The sequence below is a fragment of the Bacillus sp. SG-1 genome (assembly GCF_000181495.1).
Lineage (GTDB): Bacteria > Bacillota > Bacilli > Bacillales > Bacillaceae_B > Rossellomorea.
Genome location: NZ_ABCF01000014.1, coordinates 39351 through 60826, shown reverse-complemented (window position 1 = coordinate 60826; position 21476 = coordinate 39351). Strand labels below are relative to the sequence as shown.

Here is a 21476-nt window from a genome sequence, read left to right as displayed (position 1 = left end):
GAACTCGCTGAAAGCTGCTGTAGCGTCAGGCTGTCAGGGGTTGTATTCTTGCTGGCTATCACTTCATCTCCTGTTTTCACATATAAGGTGCCGATTAAACCTGTTTTGTCACCATTAAGGCTGAAAATCCTGTCAATCAAGTGCGTGGTAGTTGTCTTCCCGTTTGTACCGGTCACCCCAATCAGCTTAAGCTGTTTAGTAGGCTGCTTGTAAAAGTAATCAGCTAGAACCGCCATCGCTCTCCTTGAATCCTTCACAATGATCACCGGGACATCCAGTTCTAATTCCCGCTCGGAGACAACTGCGGCTGCACCGGAGAGAACTGCTTCTTTTGCTAGAGTATGGCTATCCACTTCGGATCCTTTAATACAAAAAAATAAATCACCATTCTGAACTTTTTTATGATGGTTTTTTAAGTTTGCAATATCAGGATTTCCCTTGCCCCTGGTCGAGTAAAACGGCAATACTCCCAGCAAAGTTTGCAATTTCATCATTTCAACTCCTCATGTATGTAAAACAACCATTTTTTATTTTACAGAAAAACACGCACGAAATCTATCAACCTTTGAGATTAGTTCATGACGTACTAAGCAATATCCAACACAATGAAGAATATCCCCCATGTTCTAACATTATGATTAAAACCCTAAAAGAATGAGTCCTATCATTGAATTGCCTGAAACCGAAATAAATGGCATCACTTCGGCTTCAGGCTCAGCAACTAGTTTTTGTTGGATTATGATATGTCTCAACGCGTTTGAATCCGCCGTGTCCCAGTAACAAGCTTCACTAAAATTTATTCTGCCATCTGGATACGGATTGTGCCGCCCTCTTTGATCTTGACACCTGGTTCCGGTGACTGTGCTGCAACTTTATCGCCACTGCCGCTTATATCAAGCTTTAGGTTAAACAAATGCTGCTGTAGTTCTTTCCGGGTCAACCCTACAAGGTCGGGAGTTTCCAGAAGAGGTGTGTCCAGCCATGTAGTTTCTTTTTCGATCTGATTTTTTCTAGGAGGCACACCCATCGCACGCAAGCTGTCACCAATGATATTACCGACGATTGGAGCAGCTACTACTCCCCCGAATTGAACCGTCCCTTTTGGATTGTCCACCGCAAGATAAACGACAATTTCCGGTTTATCGGCAGGGGCAAATCCAAGGAAGGAAACGATATGGTTATTTTCCATGTAACGGCCATCTTTTACCTTCTGTGCTGTTCCCGTTTTCCCGCCGACTCTATATCCCTCTACAAATGCCCCTCTTCCTGTTCCTTGGGCAACTACACTTTCAAGGGCATATCTGATCTGCTCGGATGTTTCTTTGGATATCACTTGTTTCTTTGCCTGAGGAGTGTTCCTCATGACCACTTCACCCGTTTCAGGATCTACAAGCTCTTTTGCCACATAAGGTTGATAAAGGGTACCTCCGTTTATTGCTGCCGATACGGCTGCAACCTGCTGGATAGGCGTTACGGCAACACCTTGGCCGAAAGCTGTTGTTGCCTGTTCGACCGGTCCAACACGATCAAGGTTGAATAACAACCCTTTTCCTTCTCCTTGAAGGTCAATCCCTGTTTTCTGACCGAATCCGAAGTCCTTAATATACTTAAAAAGTGTTTCCTTGCCAAGTCTTTCACCCAATTCAACGAACCCCGGGTTGCAGGAATTTTGAACAACTTCCAGGAATGTCTGTGTACCATGTCCACCACGTTTCCAGCAATGAAGAGTTGAACCGGCTACTTCCACGTGACCCGAATCATGGAACTTTTCCTTTTGGAGATCCACTTTGTTTTCCTCAAGTGCAGCTGCCAATGTAATGATCTTAAAAGTAGACCCCGGCTCATAGGTACTCCATATTGGCAAGTTGCGGTTATAGATTTCCTGCGGGACATTCCTGAAGTTTGCAGGATCAAATGTCGGCCTGCTGGACATAGCGAGGATTTCCCCGTTATTAGGATCCATCGCAATGGCAATGATCCCATCTGGATTATAGGCTGCTTCAGCAATATCCAGCTCCCTTTCTATGATCGTCTGAACCTTCGTGTCAATGGTCAGTTTCAAATCCAGACCGTCAACTGGAGCTTCATAATCATCCGCCATGTCAGGCATCCGTTTACCCTTAGCATCTGAAAAGAATTTAACGGAACCGCCCTCCCCGCTTAGTTCTTTATCATAAAAAAGCTCGAGTCCCATCAGCCCCTGGTTATCAATACCGGCAAATCCAAGCACATGAGATAAATAACTTCCGAAAGGATAATACCTCTTCGAATCTTCCGCTATATAAACCCCTTTGAGATCGAGGTCTCGCACTTCCTTTGCTTTTTCATAAGAAATCTTCCTTGCTTCATTGATTCTTACCATGGAAGCAGATTTTGTCACATATTTATAGATATCTTCCAAAGGAAGGTTAAGTGCCGCCGCAAGCTTCTCCGCCGTTTGAGCTGGATCCGTAATCTGCCTCGGCACCACAAAGACAGTCGGCGCACTTTGGTTTGTCGCAAGCTCCACTCCGTTTTTATCTAAAATTTTCCCTCTCTCAGGCTCGAAAGGGATATTTCTGCTCCAGGAATCTTTTGCCCAACTTGTCAGCTTGTCCCCCATGAAAAACTGAACATATCCAAGCCTTACATCTATAACAGCAAAAATTAATATTCCCATTATCAAAGCAAACGCAAGTCTCTTCCTCACCGTCACATTCGATACCCTTTTCACTAGCAGAACCTCCCCTTATTTGGCTCGTTCCATTATATGCCTGTCCCTTGGAAAGTATGTTGTAATTCCAACAGGTGGAGGAATTTCTGCTTGGGAACGTGGAATTTCAATGGGAGGGCCCCATGCTTATCACTGAGGCATTTTTAACGGGTAGAAAGGTTTTTGTGCTGGGTACAAAAGTGGCGTTTTGTGCGAGTAACTGGCTCAAAAGGCACAAAAAGGCCGGAGAATATTCCCCGGCCTTTAGAATTAATTTAATGGAGCTACTTCGTCCGTTTCACTTTCTTTCTTTTTTTCTTCCATTTGCTGCTCTGGAGTCTGGAAAGTGACAACAAGCGGTTCAGATTCCTTGATTGTGGAATCAGGTTTAATATTTTGTTTCGTTACATATCCTGTACCTACCATATTCAGTTCCAGGTTTGCCATTTTCGTCACTTTAAGGACATCCCTTACCGACCAGCCTTTCATGTCAGGTATGGTTAAATTCCCTTCTGTCCTAAGCACGACTCTCTCTCCTTGCAGCATGACATCCCCCGGGGAGGCTGACTGTTCTGAAACGGTTTGACCATCCCCGATCACCACCGGTCGGAGCCCTGACTCTTCCAGTTGTTTTTTTGCTTGTTCTACAGACTCACCCGTTAAATCAGCCAACTCTGCTTTCTTCAGGGTTTTGCTTTCTTCCGGCTTGATGTTCAAGTATTTCAGGCTGTTCAGCATAACCGGATTGAAGACCCCTGATACTGGATCTGAGCCAATTTCAGTCACTTTCAATTCCGGCTTTTCAATTGCGACATACACAATCAACTGCGGATCATCCGCAGGGGCCATACCTAAGAAAGAGAAAAGGTAGTTTTCTTTTCCCCATTGATACCCCCCGTTTTCATAGTCCGGTATCTGTGCAGTACCTGATTTACCAGCAACATCGTATCCTTCTATTGCAAATTTCTGTCCTGTCCCATCATCGGAAGTTACCGTGGTGGCTAAATATTCCCTTACCTTTTTAGCAGTTTCTGCCGATATTGGAGTCCCGGCAACTTCCGGCTCTGTTTGCTTGATGGTCTCTTTCGTGTCAGAATCAACTATTTTTTCTATTACATAAGGTTTCATCATTTTACCGTTATTCGCTATAGCTGTTTCTGCCTGAATGATCTGCAAAGGAGTAACAGTTGTTCCTTGTCCAAATATTGTCGTATATTTCTCAATCGGATAATGATAAAGAATTTTTCCCGGTGTCTCATTCGGCAGATCAATCCCTGTCAATTGGCCAAAACCGAATTCATTCAGATATTCCAGATAGCGCTCTGCCCCGATCTCATCGAGCATCTTTGCAAATGCAACATTTGAGGACCTTTGCACACCTTCGAGATAGGTAATGCTTCCCCAGCCTTGTCCACCATTATGATCTCGAATGGGAACGGGATTGCCTTCTACAAAGTATTTACCAGATTCATAGTATGCATTCGGGGCAAACACCCCTTCTTCTACTGCGGCAGCCAAGGAGAAACTTTTAAACGTTGAACCAGGTTCGTAAGAGTCTTCAACTATTTCATTCTGCCATGATATCAGATCTTCTCTGGTATCCGGATGGAATGTCGGTCTCTGAGCCATAGCCAGGATCTTTCCGGTTTTGGGATCAGCCACAACCGCAAGCATCCTCTCGGGCTTGTATTGGTCATTTACCTTGCTCATGGTCTCTTCAAGGAAAGTCTGAATTTTCTTATCGATTGTCAAGTACACATCGTTTCCGTTCTGTGGAGGTGTCACATGCTCTTCAGTCTGAGGTAGTATATACCCCCATTTATCACTGTCGTATTTCACCATTCCGTCTTTTCCAGAAAGGTATTCATTCAGACTTTTTTCAATCCCCATCTTGCCGACGATTTCGGTTGTATTATCCTCATTATCTTCTTTTTGGGCAAAGCCAATCAAATGGGAAGAAAATACCCCGTTAGGATAAAATCGCTTAGAATCCTTTATAAATGTAACACCCGGAAGATTTTCCTCTTCAATTTGAAGTTTCATCTGATGGGAAATCCCTCTGCCTGCACTTCCAAATTCCACTTGGAACAAATCTTTGTCAATTCCTTTTGAAAGACGTTCATACAGGGTATTTTGATCCACCTCTAAATGAGAAGCTAAAACCTCAGCAGTTTTGCGGGGATCCTCCACATGTTTAGGTTCTTCGCTGTCTTTTGAAACTGATTCATCCAGTATCGCTACAAGCGTATATGCGGAAGTGTCTTCAGCAATGACTTCTCCCTTGTGATCATAGATCGTTCCTCTAGTCGCTTCCAAGACCCCGCTTTTCAGATACTTTTTGGCAGCCTGAGCGGCCAGTACTTTTCCGTCAGCTTCGCCCGTCACCTGGATGGTGACAAACCGCACCATTAAAACAAAAAAGAGCAGGCCGAAAAATCCAAAAAGGATGGCTGCTCCAATTCTCATTCCCGGTCTCTTTTTCATTGATTCTGCACAACCTTAACATTCTTTTCTTTTAAATCAAGGCCGAGTTCTTTCGCTTTCTCCAAGATTCTCTCGTATGTACTAAGTTCACTGACTTGCAATTTTAAATCATTGTTTGCTTTTTCTTGCTTTTCGATTTGTGACTGTACAATCTGGATTTCTTTATTGGCTTTATAGATGGAAGACTGGGTTGATATGATGTTAACGGCCATGAAGCAAAACACCACACCGATGATGGCTGCAAGAATTTTTTCTCCAGGAGTAATCAGCGGCCTTTCTTCTCTTACCGGGATCGTTTCCTGTTGACGCTGCGGCTGTTGGATTGTCTGCTCTCTATACTTTCTCGCTAAATTGCTCACTCTCTCTACTCCCTCCTCTTATTATTCTAAGCCTTTTCCGCTACTCTTAATTTCGCAGAACGAGCTCTATTATTTCTCTCTAATTCCTCTTCACTTGGAAGGATCGGTTTACGTGTTACTAATTTCAATTCCGGCTTATATGCATCCGGGATTACTGGCAGCCCATGCGGAAGGTCCGGTCCAGAAGCCTTTTCCTTGAATAAGGTTTTCGTAATACGATCTTCAAGTGAGTGGAAGGTAATAACACTTATCCTTCCAGACGGTTTCAAAATTTCAATTGATTTTTCAAGAGCTTCTTCAACGGCATCCAGTTCATCATTAACAGCAATTCTGATCGCCTGAAATACACGTTTGGCTGGGTGTCCGCCCTTTCGTCTCGCTGGAGCAGGGATGCCTTCCTTGATCAGATCGACTAATTCCCCTGTCGTCTCAATAGATTTGATTTCTCTCGCCGCTTCGATCTTTCTGGCAATTTGCTTGGAGAACTTTTCTTCTCCATAACGGAAGAAAATCCTGACAAGTTTCTCATACGGCCATTGATTAACCACTTCATGAGCCGTCAAATCTCCTTCAAGATCCATTCTCATGTCGAGAGGGGCATCGTGGTGATAGCTGAAGCCTCTTTCAGGCGTATCCAGCTGCGGGGAAGAAACCCCAAGGTCGAACATGACACCGTCCACTTGATGGACTCCCCGTTCTGCGAGCTCCTCTTTAATAAAACGGAAATTGGACCTGATAAATGTTACCCGATCCAGGTACGGGGCAAGCTTTTCTTTTGCATGGTCAATCGCTGTCTGGTCCTGATCAAAGCAATACAGTTTACCTGTAACACCCAGCTGCGAAACCAAATATTCACTGTGTCCTGCACCGCCAAGAGTACAATCAACGTAAACGCCATCCTCTTTGATGTCCAGTCCATCCACTGTTTCTTTTAGCAATACTGTTGTATGTTCAAACATTTTAATTCACCTTTCCAATCGAACTTCATGTTTTAGTAAAGTCTATTTCCTAATCGCTTGTTGTTTTGCAGGTACGATCAAATATCAAAACCAATCATATTTTCAGCGAGTTCTGCAAAGGAATCCTCTGACTGTGAGAAATAGTCTTCCCATAAAGCCTTGCTCCAAATCTCAATTCGATTGGAAACTCCCAATACTACACATTCCTTTTCTAACCTTGCGTAATCCGTAAGTGTGGAGGGGATATTGATGCGGCCGGTTTTGTCCAATTCACATTCAGTTGCTCCTGAAAAGAAGAATCGGGTGAAAGCACGTGCATCTTTCTTGGTCAGTGGAAGGGACTTGAGCTTTTCTTCCAATGCTCTCCATTCCTCAAGTGGATATCCAAATAAACATTGATCAAGTCCGCGGGTTAATACAAAGGCATCACCAAGATGCTCTCTGAACTTGGACGGGACGATCAAACGGCCTTTATTATCAATGTTGTGCTGATATTCACCCATGAACATGTCCACTGCCCCCACTTTCTAACACAAATGTACCACATTCCCCCACTTTTCTCCACATATAAATTAATTTCTTTTTCTTTACAATAATTCCTGCTTATTTTCAAGCTTTATTTTATTAATTCTCCGATTCATTATTTCTGCAGCATCTCAGCTGTGGGCAGGCGGGTATATCCACAATAAAGGCAAGTTTTTCGATACCTGGCCTAATTTATATGAGCCTCGAGGATAAATGTAACTTGTATTGGTATCGTCAAAGTTGTTGTTTTTAATAATTGGTAAGATGATTTCCGCTCCAATCAAACCTAAACGCATTGGTTAAATTTATACGGAAACCTCTTGAAAGGATGGATACCTATCAAATTAAAACAGCACGAAATATATTTTAGTGATCTTGGAGCAGCCAAGTCCCCACATTTTACACAAAAACAAAAAAGAAGAAGGCGATGATGTCATTCATCGCCTTCTTCCTATGTTTACTTAGATTTTTACAACTTTGTGTTTTCCGTCAAATTCCAGAGGCAGATCCATTAACTCTTTAATGAAATCATCTCCGTACCTATTCAGGAAGTAATACAAATTCCATAATCGTTCCTGTGGGGATCCATACGGCTTTAATGAGGTCTGAACTTTATCGAATTTAGAGAGCTTCACTTCATGCTTGCCCATCAGGGATTGATTCGCCTTTAATCGAAGATAATCGAATTGCTGCCTGTGAAAAGCAAGGTTCTTCTCAATGATAGTCGCCAATCCCTTATCAATACCAGTAGCTTTAGGAAGGATTTTTTCATAGGATTTCATCAGTTCTTTTTCAGCATCATCGATGTTACCTTCCAAGGTAACATCCTTTACTGAATCCCAATACTGCTGTTTCTCCTTATCCACTCCATCTTTTAACACAGAATCAAGAGTAAGGCCCAATTCCTCCATGCCTTTGCTAATATCCCGTTCAAGGATGGTGAGATTCAGTCTTGGCACGATAGGAGGCATCTTAAACCCAGCCCATTCGAAGGCTTGCTTGAGTTCCCCCCAATAAGCTATTTCACCAGGACCTGCTATGAATGCAAGGGTCGGAAACAGCCATTCCTGCATTAAGGGCCTTGTAACAACATTGTTGCTGAATCTATGGGGTTCTGAGTGAAGAATCTCCTCAAGCTGACTGTGTGGATAGCGGATTTCCCCATTTTTCCCCCTGAATGAATTGCCATCCCGTTCAAGAAGAATCCGCTCCCCATTTTCCGTGATAAACAGGTTTGCTGCATTCTCTTTCAACTCAATGGTTAGAGGGAATCCGTTTTCTGAAATAATCTTCTGCTGCTCTTTCACCTTTTCCGTTATAGTGCTGCTGCCTTCCATCAAGTGAAGGAAGAAAGGCTTTTCCAGTTCTCTTAGTGGTGGGTAAGCAGAATCTATCAACAGAAGCCCGTAATCTTTGAAGAGTGACATAATAATACTGCTGAAAAACTCAACAATCGATCCGGACCTCTGGATTGCGTCTTCCAGGTCTATTAATATTCCTTTGGTAAATTCAGTTTCACCAAAGTGATGGATTACCTGATGGACCCATTTTCGCATGATCTCTTTGTCATAGATGAACTCGCTCGTCATCCTCTTATCCGTTGCGCGCTCAGGGTACCCTGTCTTTTCAAGTTTTCCATTACGCTCAGTATGAACATGATTGATTTCCAAATAGTCATGGTCTTCACCAGCGACCCAGAATACAGGCACCACCGGGGATTGCAATTTTTCTTCCTGCTCCTTAGCAAGCTTAATGATTGAAATAACCTTATGTATTGTATAGAGCGGACCCGTTAATAATCCTGCCTGCTGGCCTCCTATGACTACTGAGGCATCTTCTTTTAATTTTCCCAGTGATCTCTCAACTGCCCTGCTGGAAGGAAAAGGTTTCATGTATCCTTCAATAATCTTAACCAGAGCTGCCCTTGGAAAGTCCCTCTCCTTCAACTCTGTGACTCTTTTAGCATATAGGTTGGGATCGGCCAGGTTGTAATGAAAAAAAGAAGTTACAGGAGGTTCCTGCTGTAAGTATAATGAAGCAAAACGATTTGTTGCTGGAATATATAGGCTTTCCAGTTCCATATAATATGACTCCTTTTCTTCCATCTTCTACTGTTCGTAGTATAGCATTCCACAACAATAAAAGGAAAAAACTTGCCTGCCGTTTATTTGTAAAATGAATTAAAAGGTTGAGGCAATTCTGGAAGCAATCCCATAAAACAGGAGTACGACGTAAGCAGTGGAGAACAGCAGGAAACCGAGCCTCCACCCTCCTTTCAGTACTTTGCGGAACTCAATTTCCTCTTTTACCTTCCAATGAATAACCGAAAGTAATCCGGTGCCGATTAAAAGTACCAGGGTAAGCAGCCAGAGCAAAGATCGATCCCAAATGGCGACAATGATGAAATGGACTGAGAAAAACAAGAGAAAAGTGGTAATATCAACAGCAGCATTCACCGCTTTTCTATGGTTCCCGCTAATTTGTTTCATTACAATGAAGGCAGCAAAATAGCCTAGAAAAGGCACAAGAGTGAATGCTGCAGCAACCCACGAAATAAAAGAAGTCACTATCCTTTCCTCCCTTCTTTATCAAGTCCCTTCACCATTTTATACAGGGTTGGAATAATGGATAGAGAAATGTTCTGACGCTTCGCTTCATCCACCATAGCCCCCAGTATAGCTTCAATTTCCGTCTGTCTCTTTGCCTGGAGGTCCGCAAGCATAGAGGATGTATTTTCTCTGGTTTTGTATGCAATCGTTATTATGTCCTTAAAATCAATGACATGCATGAACCTTGGGTAGAGGCGGGTGATGTCATCAAAAACGGATTCAGCGAGGGATTTAAACTCCTCATTTTCAATCAACCGTCCATTCCGTACTCCCAATACGGCTGTCAATGGATTAATGACAGCATTAACCGCAAGTTTTTCAAAGAGCATAATTTCATACTCAGGCTGCACGCGAACGGGAAAGTCGATGCTTTCTTGCGATAATCTTTCAAGGACCTGATCACTGCCTCGATAAATTGCAACATTCGTCTTTCCCTTGCCTTTGTGAGCAACTTCATTCTTTGCAAGCCTTAGCGCCCCATGTTCAACGGTTCCGACATAAAGATGCAAGTGGGGGAGTTTTTCAAGGAGGGTCAAATGTCCAATACCATTTTGTAAAAATAATAAAGGAGTATCAGCCGGAATATGTTTTAAAGTCTCGTAAAGAGCAGACAGGTGATACTGCTTGACAGCTATGATAATCAAATCATTAGTTGATAAGTTTTCATAGTCCGTTACAGCTTTTATCATGACAGTTTCATATGTATGAGGATGACGGAGAATGATTCCCATGCTGTTTATACTATCCTGTTGTTCGGGACTTTTCACAAAGAGTGTAACATCTTGCTTTTTTCCCAGATAAGCAGCAAAGAGCAGGCCGATTGCCCCGCCGCCGATAATGCCTACTTTCATATGATCTCCTCGATCCGGTTCATTTTCTTTCTAAGAATATTCTACCATTTACACGAGTGGCAGGAAACACTCATACGCATTCTGAAAAGCTTTTCTTACCCTTTCCTCTCCAACTCCCCACCGAAGACTATACAACATTTAAAAAAGGGCCAACCCCAGATCTATCATCTGTAGGTTAAGCCCTGGTTGATCAAACCGGATATACCGGATGTTTTCTTGTGCTGAACTCCACTTCTTTTGTTTCGTACAATTTGAAACGATCAATCAATACACCGCGAAGCTCATTTGGTCCTGTGATTTCATCTACAATCATTTCAGAAGCCAGCTTATAAATGTCTATGTGTTCTTTATATTCTTTCTGCTTTTCCTGAACATAGGCAATCCGTTCTTTCGGATCTTCTATGGCCTGAATTTTGTTTGAATACACAGCATTAACAGCAGCTTCCGGTCCCATGACCGCAATTTGTGCTGTAGGAAGGGCAATGCATACATCCGGTTCAAATGCCGGACCAGCCATTGCATACAATCCTGCCCCATAAGCTTTTCTGACAATAACAGAAATTTTCGGCACCGTCGCTGAACTCATCGCTGCAATAAGTTTTGCACCATGCCTGATAATGCCTGCTCTCTCTACTTTGGTTCCGATCATGAAGCCCGGCACGTCAGCAAGGAAAAGCAGAGGAATTGAGAATGCATCACACAAAGTAATGAATTTAGCCGCCTTATCAGCAGAATCAACGAAAAGGACTCCACCCTTCACTTTCGGCTGATTGGCAATAATTCCTACAGGTTTTCCATCGATTCTGGCAAAGCCCGTAACAATCTCCTGTGCAAATAACTTCTTCATTTCAAAGAAGCTTCCTTCATCGATCAATGAATCAATGCACTCATACATATCAAAAGGAGCGTTTTGATGTTCTGGTATGATTTGTTCTAAGGTTCTGCCCTCTTTAGGCTTCACACCTTCTATGCCGGCTGGCTTTTGAAGGTAATTTGAAGGAAAGTAAGATAAGTAATCTTTCGCTGCTTTGATGGCCTCTTCTTCAGAGTATGCCAGCATATCACCGACACCACTGACAGAACAGTGCATTCTCGCACCACCCATTTCTTCAAGCGTCACCTTCTCGCCAATTACCTTTTCAGCCATTCGCGGGGATCCAAGATACATTGATGCGTTACCATCCACCATAATGACGATATCACAAAAAGCAGGTATGTAGGCTCCTCCTGCAGCTGATGGTCCGAATAACAGACAAATTTGCGGAACCATGCCTGACATCTTTACCTGGTTATGAAAAATCTTCCCTGCCCCTCTGCGATTAGGAAACATTTCAAGCTGATCCGTGATCCTGGCTCCTGCTGAGTCAACAAGATAAAGAATAGGCACTTTAAGGTTCAAGGCTGTTTCTTGTATTCTGATAATTTTCTCAACCGTCCTAGCTCCCCATGAACCCGCTTTGACAGTGGAATCATTTGCCATGACACAGACCGTCCTGCCACCGATTTTACCGGTTGCAGTCACGACTCCATCAGCCGGCAAATCTTCGTCCTGGCAATTGGCAAACATGCCATCTTCCTGATATTCTCCATTATCAAACAACAGATTCAAACGGTCTCTGACGAACAGTTTGTTTTGTTCCTTCAGTTTTTCATGGTATTTCTGCTGGCCGCCGCCTGAAATTTTCTCCCTTTTTTCTTCAAGTACATGTTCATATGTTTTCTGAGACACAAAAAATCCCCCTTTGTTATCAGTTGCCAATCAAGGTATACCTCAATTGATCGTCTCCTGGAAGAGCCCTTAAGATTTACTCAAACGTAACAAGGACGTCGCCTTCATTAACGAAATCCCCAACATTCACTTTTACTTCAGCAACCTTTCCGGAGCTTTCAGCCTCTACAGGGATTTCCATTTTCATTGATTCAAGCATAAGAATCGTCTCGCCGCTGTTTACCTCTGCGCCGTTTTCCACCAACACATTTAATACGGTACCTGCCATTGATGCTGTAATTTCTTTCATAGTCAGTTCCTCCTAATAAGTAGCTGTTATTTATTGACTGCCAGCCTTGAACTAAGCCAAGCTGTATTATATGAACCATCTTTAAAATTCTCTTCCTTCAGAAGATCTCGGAAAAGAGGGATGTTGGTCTTTACGCCTTGTATCTCCGTTTCATCAAAAAACTTGACCGCCTCGGTGATGCAGTGATCCCGGGAACTGCCACGGACGACAACTTTGGCAATCATCGGATCATAAAAAGGTGTTACACTATTACCTTCTTCATACCCGCTGTCTATGCGTGTGTTTTCAGTTCCCCCCCATTTAATGGACGATATATTTCCTGGTGAAGGGAAAAACGTTTTCGGGTCTTCTGCATATACACGGAATTCAATGGCATGCCCTTCACTCACGATTCCTTCTTGCGTTGAAATCGGCAGTTCTTCTCCTCTGCTGACAAGGATTTGCCATTTCACCAGGTCAAGATTGGTGATACTTTCAGTAACCGGATGCTCAACCTGCAGTCTTGTATTCATCTCCAGGAAGTAGAAATTTTCATCATTATCCACAATGAATTCCACTGTACCGGCATTGACATAGTTCACTGCTTTTCCAGCCCGGACTGCCGCTTCATACATTTTTTCTTTAGCATCCTGCGACAATTGTGGTGATGGTGCCTCTTCAATCACCTTTTGGTTACGCCTCTGAACAGAACAATTTCTTTCGAATAAATGTATGATATTGCCTTTTTCATCCCCGAAAATTTGAATCTCAATGTGTCTTGCATTATCGATACACTTTTCCAGGAAAACTTCGTCATGTCCGAAATATGCTTTTGCCCTGTTTTTAGTAGAATCAAAACTTTGAACGAGCGCTTGCTCATCATTACAGCGGATCATCCCGATTCCGCCGCCTCCGCTGCTCGCCTTCAGCATTACCGGATAACCGATGGATTCTGCAGCGGTTTTGGCTTCCTCTATTGAAGCGACTCCACCATCACTTCCAGGCACAACAGGAACGTTGGCAGCCAGCATTGTCTTCCGCGCAGCAACTTTATCTCCCATCATTTCCATAACTTCCGCTGATGGTCCGATAAACGTTATTCCACTGTCTCTTGTCTTTCTTGCGAATTCGCTGTTTTCGGATAATAATCCATAACCCGGATGAATCCCATCAGCGTTTTCTCTGCGCGCGATATCCAATATCGCGTCACTTTGCAAGTACGATTTATTCACGGGCGGCTCGCCAATGCGGAAGGCATTGTCAGCTTCTTTTACATAAGGCATATCTTTATCTGCATCTGAGTAGATAGCAATAGTTTCGATACCCATTTCCCTGCATGTACGGATAATTCTTGAAGCAATTTCTCCCCTGTTTGCCACTAAAATCTTCTGCACAACATATCCCCTTTCTTATCATCAGATACTTATTCTACTAATAGCTTTCTACAAAAAAACAAAAAATCCTCCTAAAACTGCAAACGCTTTCTTTACTAAGTGCAGAATTTTTTGTATTTTTGTTATATAATGATAATATCATAATCTTCAAATATAGTAATGATTGAAAAACCGATGAATAGAATCTTCTTATTAAATCTTATTCATGCATGATAAGAAGGTATACACCATTTTAATTGCTCAAGGAGGTACCAGCTATGACAGTAAAAGTTGAGAAGCTCAAAGTAAATTACAAAACACTGGAAGAATTTAAGAAGTTTAGAGAATATGGGGTACAGGAACTTTCCATGTTTGAAGATCTCGAATCAAATATTATAGAAAATAACAGCGAGTCCCCATTTTACGGTATTTACTTTGGAGATACTCTCATTGCCCGGATGAGCCTATATGAAAGAGATTCACGTTATGATCTCTATTTCGATCCGCCGCAGAACTACCTTGAACTATGGAAACTCGAAGTATTGCCTGCATACCAGGGGAAAGGATACGGAAAAGTACTGGTAGATTTCGCCAAAAGTTTTAATATGGCTATTAAAACGAACCCACGAATTCAATCACACGGTTTTTGGGAGAGAATGGGCTTTGAGAAGGTCACTTATGATATGGAAAGAGACCTGGGCCAAAACCCGCTTATTTGGCTTCCGGAAGGTGTAAGCGAACAAAAACATTAATCGTTCTTTAGGTCATTTAACTTCTTCTACGAGTGGTTCAATGAAAAAGGCTGACGTGTTAGTCAGCCTTTTTCATTTATCCCTTCATTGATATCCTTCATTATTTCTGAAGCCGTTGAAGGTTTCCGTTTTTATCCATCTGAAACTTCACTTTATCATCACTTTCTTGAAGCAAAGCCATTTTACGAGCCTTTTCGAATATAGAGAGCAAGGATTGGTGATCTTCCTCAAGCAATTCCAGTTTCTCTTTATAAACTGAATTCTCTTCCTTGAGCTTCTCTAATTGCTGTTCTATTTTTCCCACGTATTCTTCTAGTTTCTTGTAGGCCGATTCTAACTCTTTATCTTGATTCAAATTGTCTTTCAGACCCTCAAGAAATTCAATTACCCCATTCAATGTCACTTTGCTGGATTGAGGCTCTACCTTTTTATCCGCTGATGCCACTTCATGCTTAACATCAGGCTGCTTAACCTCTCTTGCCGGGGAAGGTACAGGCTGTTTTTTACTTTCTTTGCGCTGTCTTTTGGCAAGTTCAATCCCGGATTTATATTGTTTGCGGACAAAGGAATTCCACCTAAAACCACAAGCCGCTGCTGTCCTGGATAGTTTTCGTCCAACTTCTTCAAATGCCTGCAGCTGTGTCCCCCCTTCCCTGATATGACGAAGGACCACCTCGGCAAGCAATAAATCTTCATCCTGACTCCAGGCATCTTGTCTATTAGATGTCACTTCTATCCCTCCTGTATGAATTTATTTATTAATCCATACTTATGTTTATGGTAGAAAAGATAGAATATATAATCCTCAATATTTTTAAAGTGTTTGATTCATGGGCACTTTAATTGAGCCTCTTAGATAGAAATTTATCTACTGCCGCATGATGTTCCTCTTTTTCCCATAATTTAGCACACTGTCTGATTTCCTTTTCCATTCTTTCACGGAGTTGTGCAGACTCCCATTTTTCTGTCGCTGCTTTTTTATAGGCAGCCAAAACACGAACATCTTTGGTCAGAAACCCTTCCATAAACTGAAGGACCGATGAAATATCAGGAGTTTCAAGCAGTTCGTTGACGAATCCGATTTCAAACAGCCGTTCAGAAGTGTAGAGTCCAGCTGTTCCTAAAAGATAGAGGGCATGAGGGTACGCCAGCTTTTCCATCAACAGGGACCCGCCGCCCCAGCCTGTTGTGATCGCGAGCCTCCCTTGGATAAAACCCATTTTCGCGCCCATACGCGCTACCCTGAAATCACATGCAGCCGCAATTTCACAACCTCCACCTACCGCACTTCCGTTTATAAGGGCAACAGTTATTTTTGGAAGCGCAGCCAATTGATAGAGTATGTCCCCCATTTTCTTCAACATTGAATAAGCTTGCTCTTCTGTCCGGAGTCCATGAAAAGTATCCAGGTCCCCCCCTGAACAAAACGCCTTTTCACCTTCGGCGGTAATAATCAGCACTTTAATGTTGTCATCTCCAGCAGCTTCATGGATCGCTGCTTTCAATCCGTCCATCACTTCGTAATTGATCGCATTCCGTTTCTCTTCCCTGGTTATCGTAAAAATAAGAGCGCCTTCCCCGGTCCTGTCCAATCGGTAACCTGTCATAGTCTTTTCAAATCCTCCCTTTGTGAACTAATGAATATATGTACTAGTAAGTCGCTATTAAAATATGGTCAGTGAGTACCACTTTTAGAAACCCTTCTTCCACTATAATACAAGATTACATTTATACAGAACACTCAATAAGCCTTCAAACTGGTAAGATTCAGGACGCAGACAAAAAAGCGCACTTCCCATGTAATTCTTGAGATGTTGGACCATGTATTGAGGTATTGGTCCGGTAGATTACGTAATCTTCGAGATGTTGGCCCGTTTAATGAGTTTTTGGGCCATTGAGATTCAGTTATCCTCGAGATGTTGGTCCGTTTAGAGGGTTATCGGACCATTGTGATTCAGAATTCCTCGAGATGTTGGTCCATTTAGAGGGTTATCGGACCATTGTGATTCAAAAATCCCCGAGATGTTGGCCCATTTAGAGGGTTAATGGAGCATTGAGACTCAGAATTCCACAAGATATTGGCCCATTTAGAGGGTTATTGGACCATTGAGATTCAGAATTCCTCGAAATGTTGGCCCATTTAGAGGGTTATCGGACCATTGTGATTCAGAATTCCTCGAGATGTTGGCCTATTTAGTGGGTTATCGGACCATTGAGATTCAGAATTCCTCGAGATGTTGGTCCGTTTAGAGGGTTATCGGACCATTGTGATTCAGGATTCCTCGAGATGTTGGCTCATTTAATGAGGTAATGGACTAGTGAGATTACGTAATCATCAAGATGTGACCCATTGTCCGCCTGGCAAATGTACTTAAGGGAATAAACAGCTAATTTTCCTTTTCAGTATACTTCTTGCAGAGGAGGGCTGTGTTTTCCTTCTTGTCAGTTGGCATGTAACTTCCGACATCTAACCTTGAAGTGGTTAACCCGGTTAGAGGTTATCCCCGGATAATTTCCTCAATAATAAAAAAAGCGTGAAGACCCATGGTCTCTTCACGCTTTTTTGCTGTAAATAAAATTATTTATTTACAACTTCTTTTCCTTTATAAGTACCGCACTCTTTACATACACGGTGAGCTAGTTTCATTTCCCCGCAATTCGGGCATGCAACCATACCAGGTACATTTAACTTGAAATGTGTACGGCGTTTTCTCTTTGCTGTTTTAGAAGTTCTTCTAAAAGGTACTGCCATTTCTTCCCACCTCCTTACAGAGATATGTTATGATGAATCCAGAACGAGCTGGTTCACGCGCTTTAAGAGTTCTTGTCCTGTTCAAGAAGCTTCGCCAGACCTGCAAGCCGAGGATCGACTTTCACTTCCTCTTCTTCCGCCTGATTGGCCTGTTCTTCAGTAATGACTTCCCAATTCTTGCCGGAAGGGAGGTTATCATCCTCTTTTGCTTTTTCGCTGAAAACTTGCATCGGAATTTCCAGAACGAGCAGTTCCTTGATGACAGGCATCAAGTCAATGACATCTCCCTGGATCCTGTGCACTTCTTCCCCTTCATACTGATCATAGTCATTCGCTTTTAATAAGAATGTTTCGACCGTGTCAATATCAACCGGAAAATGGACATCTTCCAGCGTTCTTGAGCAAGGAAGAACAAGTTCACCTTCAATATTAAGATGGAAGGTCACCTTTTCAGAACTAATGTCTGCTCTTCCTGTTACTTGGATTGGAGAAACATCACGTATCTGAGGATCAAGTTTTTTAACTTCACTTGCATCAAGCGTTTCATCCAGGGTCAGTCCCTTGTCACGAAACTTTTGCAATTGAATTATTGACCATTTCAATGTAATCACCTCAAGGCAACAAAGGTAATTATAGCTTTCATAATACCTTTTGTCAATATTTTTTCTTTACACTCTTTACAAGTATAGTGTTGTAATTATAACTTGTAAGTATAAGTATTTACCACCCATTTTAAAGGATGTGAAAAAGAAATGAAAGCAGCGGGCGTTATTGTAGAATATAATCCGTTTCATAACGGCCATTTCCATCACCTATCAGAAACGAGAAAAATGACAAATGCCGATCTGATCATAGCTGTCATGAGCGGCAACTTCCTTCAGCGCGGCGAACCGGCTATTGTGTCAAAATGGTCGCGGACAAAGATGGCATTAAAGTCGGGTGCAGACATTGTAATCGAATTGCCCTACGCCTTTGCGACACAGCATGCTGAAGTATTCGCCAGAGGCTCTGTAACATTATTGGATGCCATGAAATGTTCAGCGTTTTGTTTCGGCAGTGAGTCAGGAAACATTAACGCTTTTGAAGACACGGTTAAGTATCTTGATGAGAATGATCAGGAGTATAATGCTTTTGTCCAGGAATATATTAAAATGGGCATGAGCTATCCATCCGCATTGTCAAAAGCGTTTCACAGCCTTAATAAAGACTCACTTGTAGATCTGTCACTGCCTAACAACATTCTTGGTTATCATTATATCCAAGCACGCAATTCAATAGGCTCTAATATGAAAGCCTATACTCTCGGCAGAAAAAATGCAAATTATCACGATGAAAACTTTACTGATGACACAATTGCCAGTGCTACCAGCATCAGAAGGGAAATCCGAAAAAAGAATGGAAATGTCGGATCCATCCATTCTTTCATCCCGGAAGCAACGATGGAAGAAATCAAAGCATACCAGGATACATACGGCGTTCTTCATGATTGGGAACGATACTTTCCTTTCTTAAAGTATAGGATTCTTTCTTCCTCCGGCGAGCAGCTGAGGGACATCTATGAAATCGAAGAAGGGATTGAAAATCGGTTTAAAGCTGCGATGCAAACTTCATCAAGCTTTCAGGAATTCATGGAAAGAGTCAAAACGAAAAGGTACACATGGACAAGGCTGCAGCGTATGGCCCTTCACATTCTAACGAACACCACGAAGAAAGAGATGAACACAGGACTCTCTCCAACATATATCCGCCTTCTCGGCATGACTGCTGCCGGCAGGCAATATCTAAACCTTCATAAGAAGGAACTTTGTTTGCCGCTGATCAGCAAGCTCGGAGGTACAGATCAGGAACAAGTCTCCCTTGATATAAGAGCTTCTGAAGTCTACGCAATGGCAGCTTCGGACCCTGCAATACAGAACAACTTGCTTCAACAGGAATTTAAACAGCCTCCTATTTTCATACAGAACTAGATGGAAGCAAAAAGAACTGAACTCAGGCTGAGTTCAGTTCTTTTAATATGGCTGTAATGGTAAGACTTCGCTGCAGCTGTGGTACTCCGACGGGCAGACGCCTTCAAAGTGACTACAGACCTTAGGGGCTTGGTGTTGGTGATGTCCTTAATCCCGCAGGAAGTCTCACAGCCCCCACTCTAATGAACCCACGTAAGAAACTTCAGCTTTGGAATAAAACAATAACTTTAAGACTTCTTACAAAGAATCTAAATATTCGAGGGCATCTTCGAAAGTCTTTACAGGAACGATCTTCATCTCAGTACCAATTTCCTCAGCCGTTTTCAAAGCTTCTTCATAGTTTGGCTTTAAATCGGGATTCGATTTCTGGATACGTTCGGGAATAATGTCCATGGGCGCAAAGAAAACGTCTACCCCTGCTTTATCAGCAGCGATGACCTTTTGTTCAATACCCCCTATTCTTCCGACTGTTCCATTTGCAGAAATTGTACCTGTGCCAGCAATCTCCATTCCGTGGGTGATGTCCCTCTCTACTAGCTCATTATAAAGTTGCAAGCTAAACATCAATCCCGCAGAAGGCCCGCCTATTTTTTCAGTGTCCATTGTCACTTTAGGTGTCGTAATAATTTCTTTATCATCCACCAGTCCTATACCCAATCCGACTTTCCCTTCACCAGCTGAAAACTCCGCAAGCGAAATTTGCTTTTCATGCTCTTTTCCATCCCTGGTAAAAGTTATTCCCACCGTCTCCCCGACAGTTTTTTTACTGATATAATCAATAAATTCCTGAGAAGAGCTGAAAAGGTTTCCGTCGATGGCTGTAATCCTATCACCGGGTTCCAGCACTTCATCAGCCGGCATTCCAGGATAGACATTCAAGACGTACACTCCTTTATACTCATAAGAATAAGGTTTTTCAGCATGTTGAAAAGCAACTTCAATGGCATTCAATTTGGAAGTTTCCATCAGATGCAGCTGCCTGACATTGTATTCATCTTCCGTTTCCTCTGAACTTCTGATTTCCTCCACAGGATAGATATGTTCATACTTCTTGATTGAGGCAATTAAATAGGTGTAAATATTCGCCTTCCCCATCCTTACAGTCGTAAGCATCAGCTTTCCTTCGTCCTCAAAACCACCCTCGACCTCTATCATCGGATCAAGGTCTTTGGCACTTCCTGGCTTTGTGATATAGTACGGCAAGTAATAGAATGAACTTCCTATAATAAGTATCATCATGATGACTAAGATACGGATCCATTTTTTTTGTGACACTAACTTTTACTTCTCCTTCCACTCTTCAATCGCTTTCTTTATTGAAGGAATTAATTTCTTGGCTTCCGCCTCACCAACGGCAATGATTTCTTCCGTATTTTTGAATGCCCTTGAACTGTACTGTTCAACATCAGGCCTGATCATAAAATCTGCACTAAGGTCCCGATGGCGTATGACTTCTTTTTGAAGGATATCGATGCTCTGCATAATAACATCGTATACAGTTGTAATTTCAGCATTCTGCTTAACCTGTGCGACATCGACCCCGATGACGATATCGGCACCCATGTCTCGTACCACGGAGACCGGAACCCTGTCAATGACCCCGCCATCGACCAGGAGCCTCCCATCTATCTTTTCAGGGACAAATATTCCAGGTATGCTAATGCTTGCTCTGACTGCCTCTGCTATTGGCCCCTGCTTAAAGACTACTCTCTCCCCGTTTGTAAGATCCGTGGCTACGACTGATACCGGTATGCGGAGGTCCTCAATATTTTTGTTATGGGTAAACAGCCGGACAAACTGCTTGATTCTCTTACCAGCGATAAATCCCATCTTCGGCACAGTGAAATCGAGATAATATTTCCTTCTGAATGCAGTAGATAATTTATATAAATCCTCCATATTATGTCCTACACCGTAAAAGCAGGCGACGAGTGCCCCCATGCTGCTGCCCGCAATCATATCTACAGGGATGCCTTCTTCTTCTAAAGCCATCAGCACTCCAAGGTGGGCAAAACCTCTTGCACCGCCTGAACCAAGTGCTAAGCCAATTTTTGGCTGGTCCACATGGGCTCCCCCTTTTTTCTTCGATTGTTCTCATCTTATGGTCTATTTTAAGCGTCTATGAGTATATTTCAATAATATGAGGACAAGGTGTG

Annotated in this window: 20 protein-coding genes; 2 read left to right on the top strand and 18 right to left on the bottom strand. The window is 42.6% G+C overall.

Going from position 1 to position 21476, the window contains the following annotated elements; genetic code table 11:
• From BSG1_RS09385 to BSG1_RS09330, 12 genes are all read right to left on the bottom strand, one after another.
• A partial coding sequence (locus BSG1_RS09385; RefSeq protein WP_044022681.1) for a Mur ligase family protein occupies positions 1–491 on the bottom strand: 491 nt, incomplete at its 3' end.
• A gap of 305 nt (positions 492–796) precedes the next feature.
• Entirely contained in the window at positions 797–2713 is a 1917-nt protein-coding gene (locus BSG1_RS09380) for a stage V sporulation protein D (RefSeq protein ID WP_269479315.1), read from the bottom strand.
• 249 nt (positions 2714–2962) lie between these two features.
• Positions 2963–5176, bottom strand: coding sequence for a penicillin-binding protein (locus BSG1_RS09375; protein WP_006836769.1), 2214 nt, complete (start codon positions 5174–5176; stop codon positions 2963–2965).
• Positions 5173–5535, bottom strand: coding sequence for a cell division protein FtsL (gene ftsL / locus BSG1_RS09370; protein ID WP_006836768.1), 363 nt, complete (start codon positions 5533–5535; stop codon positions 5173–5175). Before ftsL ends, BSG1_RS09375 begins: the two co-directional genes overlap by 4 nt.
• Before the next feature lie 26 nt (positions 5536–5561).
• Positions 5562–6494: a 16S rRNA (cytosine(1402)-N(4))-methyltransferase RsmH gene (gene rsmH / locus BSG1_RS09365; protein ID WP_006836767.1), complete on the bottom strand. Its 933-nt coding sequence runs from the start codon at positions 6492–6494 to the stop codon at positions 5562–5564.
• A gap of 77 nt (positions 6495–6571) precedes the next feature.
• Entirely contained in the window at positions 6572–7003 is a 432-nt protein-coding gene (gene mraZ, locus BSG1_RS09360) for a division/cell wall cluster transcriptional repressor MraZ (protein WP_006836766.1), read from the bottom strand.
• Between the two features lie 477 nt (positions 7004–7480).
• Positions 7481–9100 (bottom strand): bacillithiol biosynthesis cysteine-adding enzyme BshC, encoded by a 1620-nt coding sequence (gene bshC, locus BSG1_RS09355; RefSeq protein ID WP_044022680.1) that lies wholly within the window; start codon positions 9098–9100, stop codon positions 7481–7483.
• Between the two features lie 99 nt (positions 9101–9199).
• Positions 9200–9586: a DUF3397 domain-containing protein gene (locus BSG1_RS09350; RefSeq protein ID WP_006836764.1), complete on the bottom strand. Its 387-nt coding sequence runs from the start codon at positions 9584–9586 to the stop codon at positions 9200–9202.
• Positions 9586–10479, bottom strand: a complete 894-nt coding sequence (locus BSG1_RS09345) for a 2-dehydropantoate 2-reductase (RefSeq protein ID WP_006836763.1) — start codon at positions 10477–10479, stop codon at positions 9586–9588. Before BSG1_RS09345 ends, BSG1_RS09350 begins: the two co-directional genes overlap by 1 nt.
• Before the next feature lie 190 nt (positions 10480–10669).
• Entirely contained in the window at positions 10670–12208 is a 1539-nt protein-coding gene (locus BSG1_RS09340; protein ID WP_044022679.1) for an acyl-CoA carboxylase subunit beta, read from the bottom strand.
• Between the two features lie 76 nt (positions 12209–12284).
• Entirely contained in the window at positions 12285–12497 is a 213-nt protein-coding gene (locus BSG1_RS09335; RefSeq protein ID WP_006836761.1) for a biotin/lipoyl-binding carrier protein, read from the bottom strand.
• A gap of 26 nt (positions 12498–12523) precedes the next feature.
• Entirely contained in the window at positions 12524–13870 is a 1347-nt protein-coding gene (locus BSG1_RS09330; protein ID WP_006836760.1) for an acetyl-CoA carboxylase biotin carboxylase subunit, read from the bottom strand.
• 257 nt (positions 13871–14127) lie between these two features.
• Here BSG1_RS09330 and BSG1_RS09325 point away from each other — a divergent pair, with 257 nt between their 5' ends.
• Positions 14128–14601 carry an N-acetyltransferase gene (locus BSG1_RS09325; protein ID WP_006836759.1) on the top strand — a complete coding sequence of 158 codons (474 nt, stop codon included), beginning with the start codon at positions 14128–14130 and terminating at the stop codon, positions 14599–14601.
• Positions 14602–14701: 100 nt separating this feature from the next.
• Here the strand turns inward: BSG1_RS09325 and BSG1_RS09320 are convergent, their stop codons facing one another.
• From BSG1_RS09320 to BSG1_RS09305, 4 genes are all read right to left on the bottom strand, one after another.
• Positions 14702–15331 (bottom strand): RsfA family transcriptional regulator, encoded by a 630-nt coding sequence (locus tag BSG1_RS09320; RefSeq protein WP_006836758.1) that lies wholly within the window; start codon positions 15329–15331, stop codon positions 14702–14704.
• A 109-nt stretch (positions 15332–15440) separates the two neighbouring features.
• Complete coding sequence (locus BSG1_RS09315; protein WP_006836757.1) at positions 15441–16208, bottom strand: enoyl-CoA hydratase/isomerase family protein; 768 nt, start codon at positions 16206–16208, stop codon at positions 15441–15443.
• 971 nt (positions 16209–17179) lie between these two features.
• Complete coding sequence (rpmF, locus tag BSG1_RS09310; protein WP_006836756.1) at positions 17180–17353, bottom strand: 50S ribosomal protein L32; 174 nt, start codon at positions 17351–17353, stop codon at positions 17180–17182.
• Positions 17354–17415: 62 nt separating this feature from the next.
• Positions 17416–17955: a YceD family protein gene (locus BSG1_RS09305; RefSeq protein ID WP_044022678.1), complete on the bottom strand. Its 540-nt coding sequence runs from the start codon at positions 17953–17955 to the stop codon at positions 17416–17418.
• A gap of 150 nt (positions 17956–18105) precedes the next feature.
• Here BSG1_RS09305 and BSG1_RS09300 point away from each other — a divergent pair, with 150 nt between their 5' ends.
• On the top strand, positions 18106–19320 hold the full coding sequence (locus tag BSG1_RS09300; RefSeq protein WP_006836754.1) for a nucleotidyltransferase: 1215 nt from the start codon (positions 18106–18108) through the stop codon (positions 19318–19320).
• Between the two features lie 237 nt (positions 19321–19557).
• Here the strand turns inward: BSG1_RS09300 and BSG1_RS09295 are convergent, their stop codons facing one another.
• The gene (locus BSG1_RS09295; RefSeq protein ID WP_006836753.1) at positions 19558–20595 is read right to left on the bottom strand and encodes a SepM family pheromone-processing serine protease; all 1038 of its coding nucleotides are present in this window, start codon (positions 20593–20595) and stop codon (positions 19558–19560) included.
• Between the two features lie 6 nt (positions 20596–20601).
• Positions 20602–21384, bottom strand: coding sequence for a patatin-like phospholipase family protein (locus BSG1_RS09290; protein ID WP_006836752.1), 783 nt, complete (start codon positions 21382–21384; stop codon positions 20602–20604).
• Positions 21385–21476: the final 92 nt, after the last annotated feature.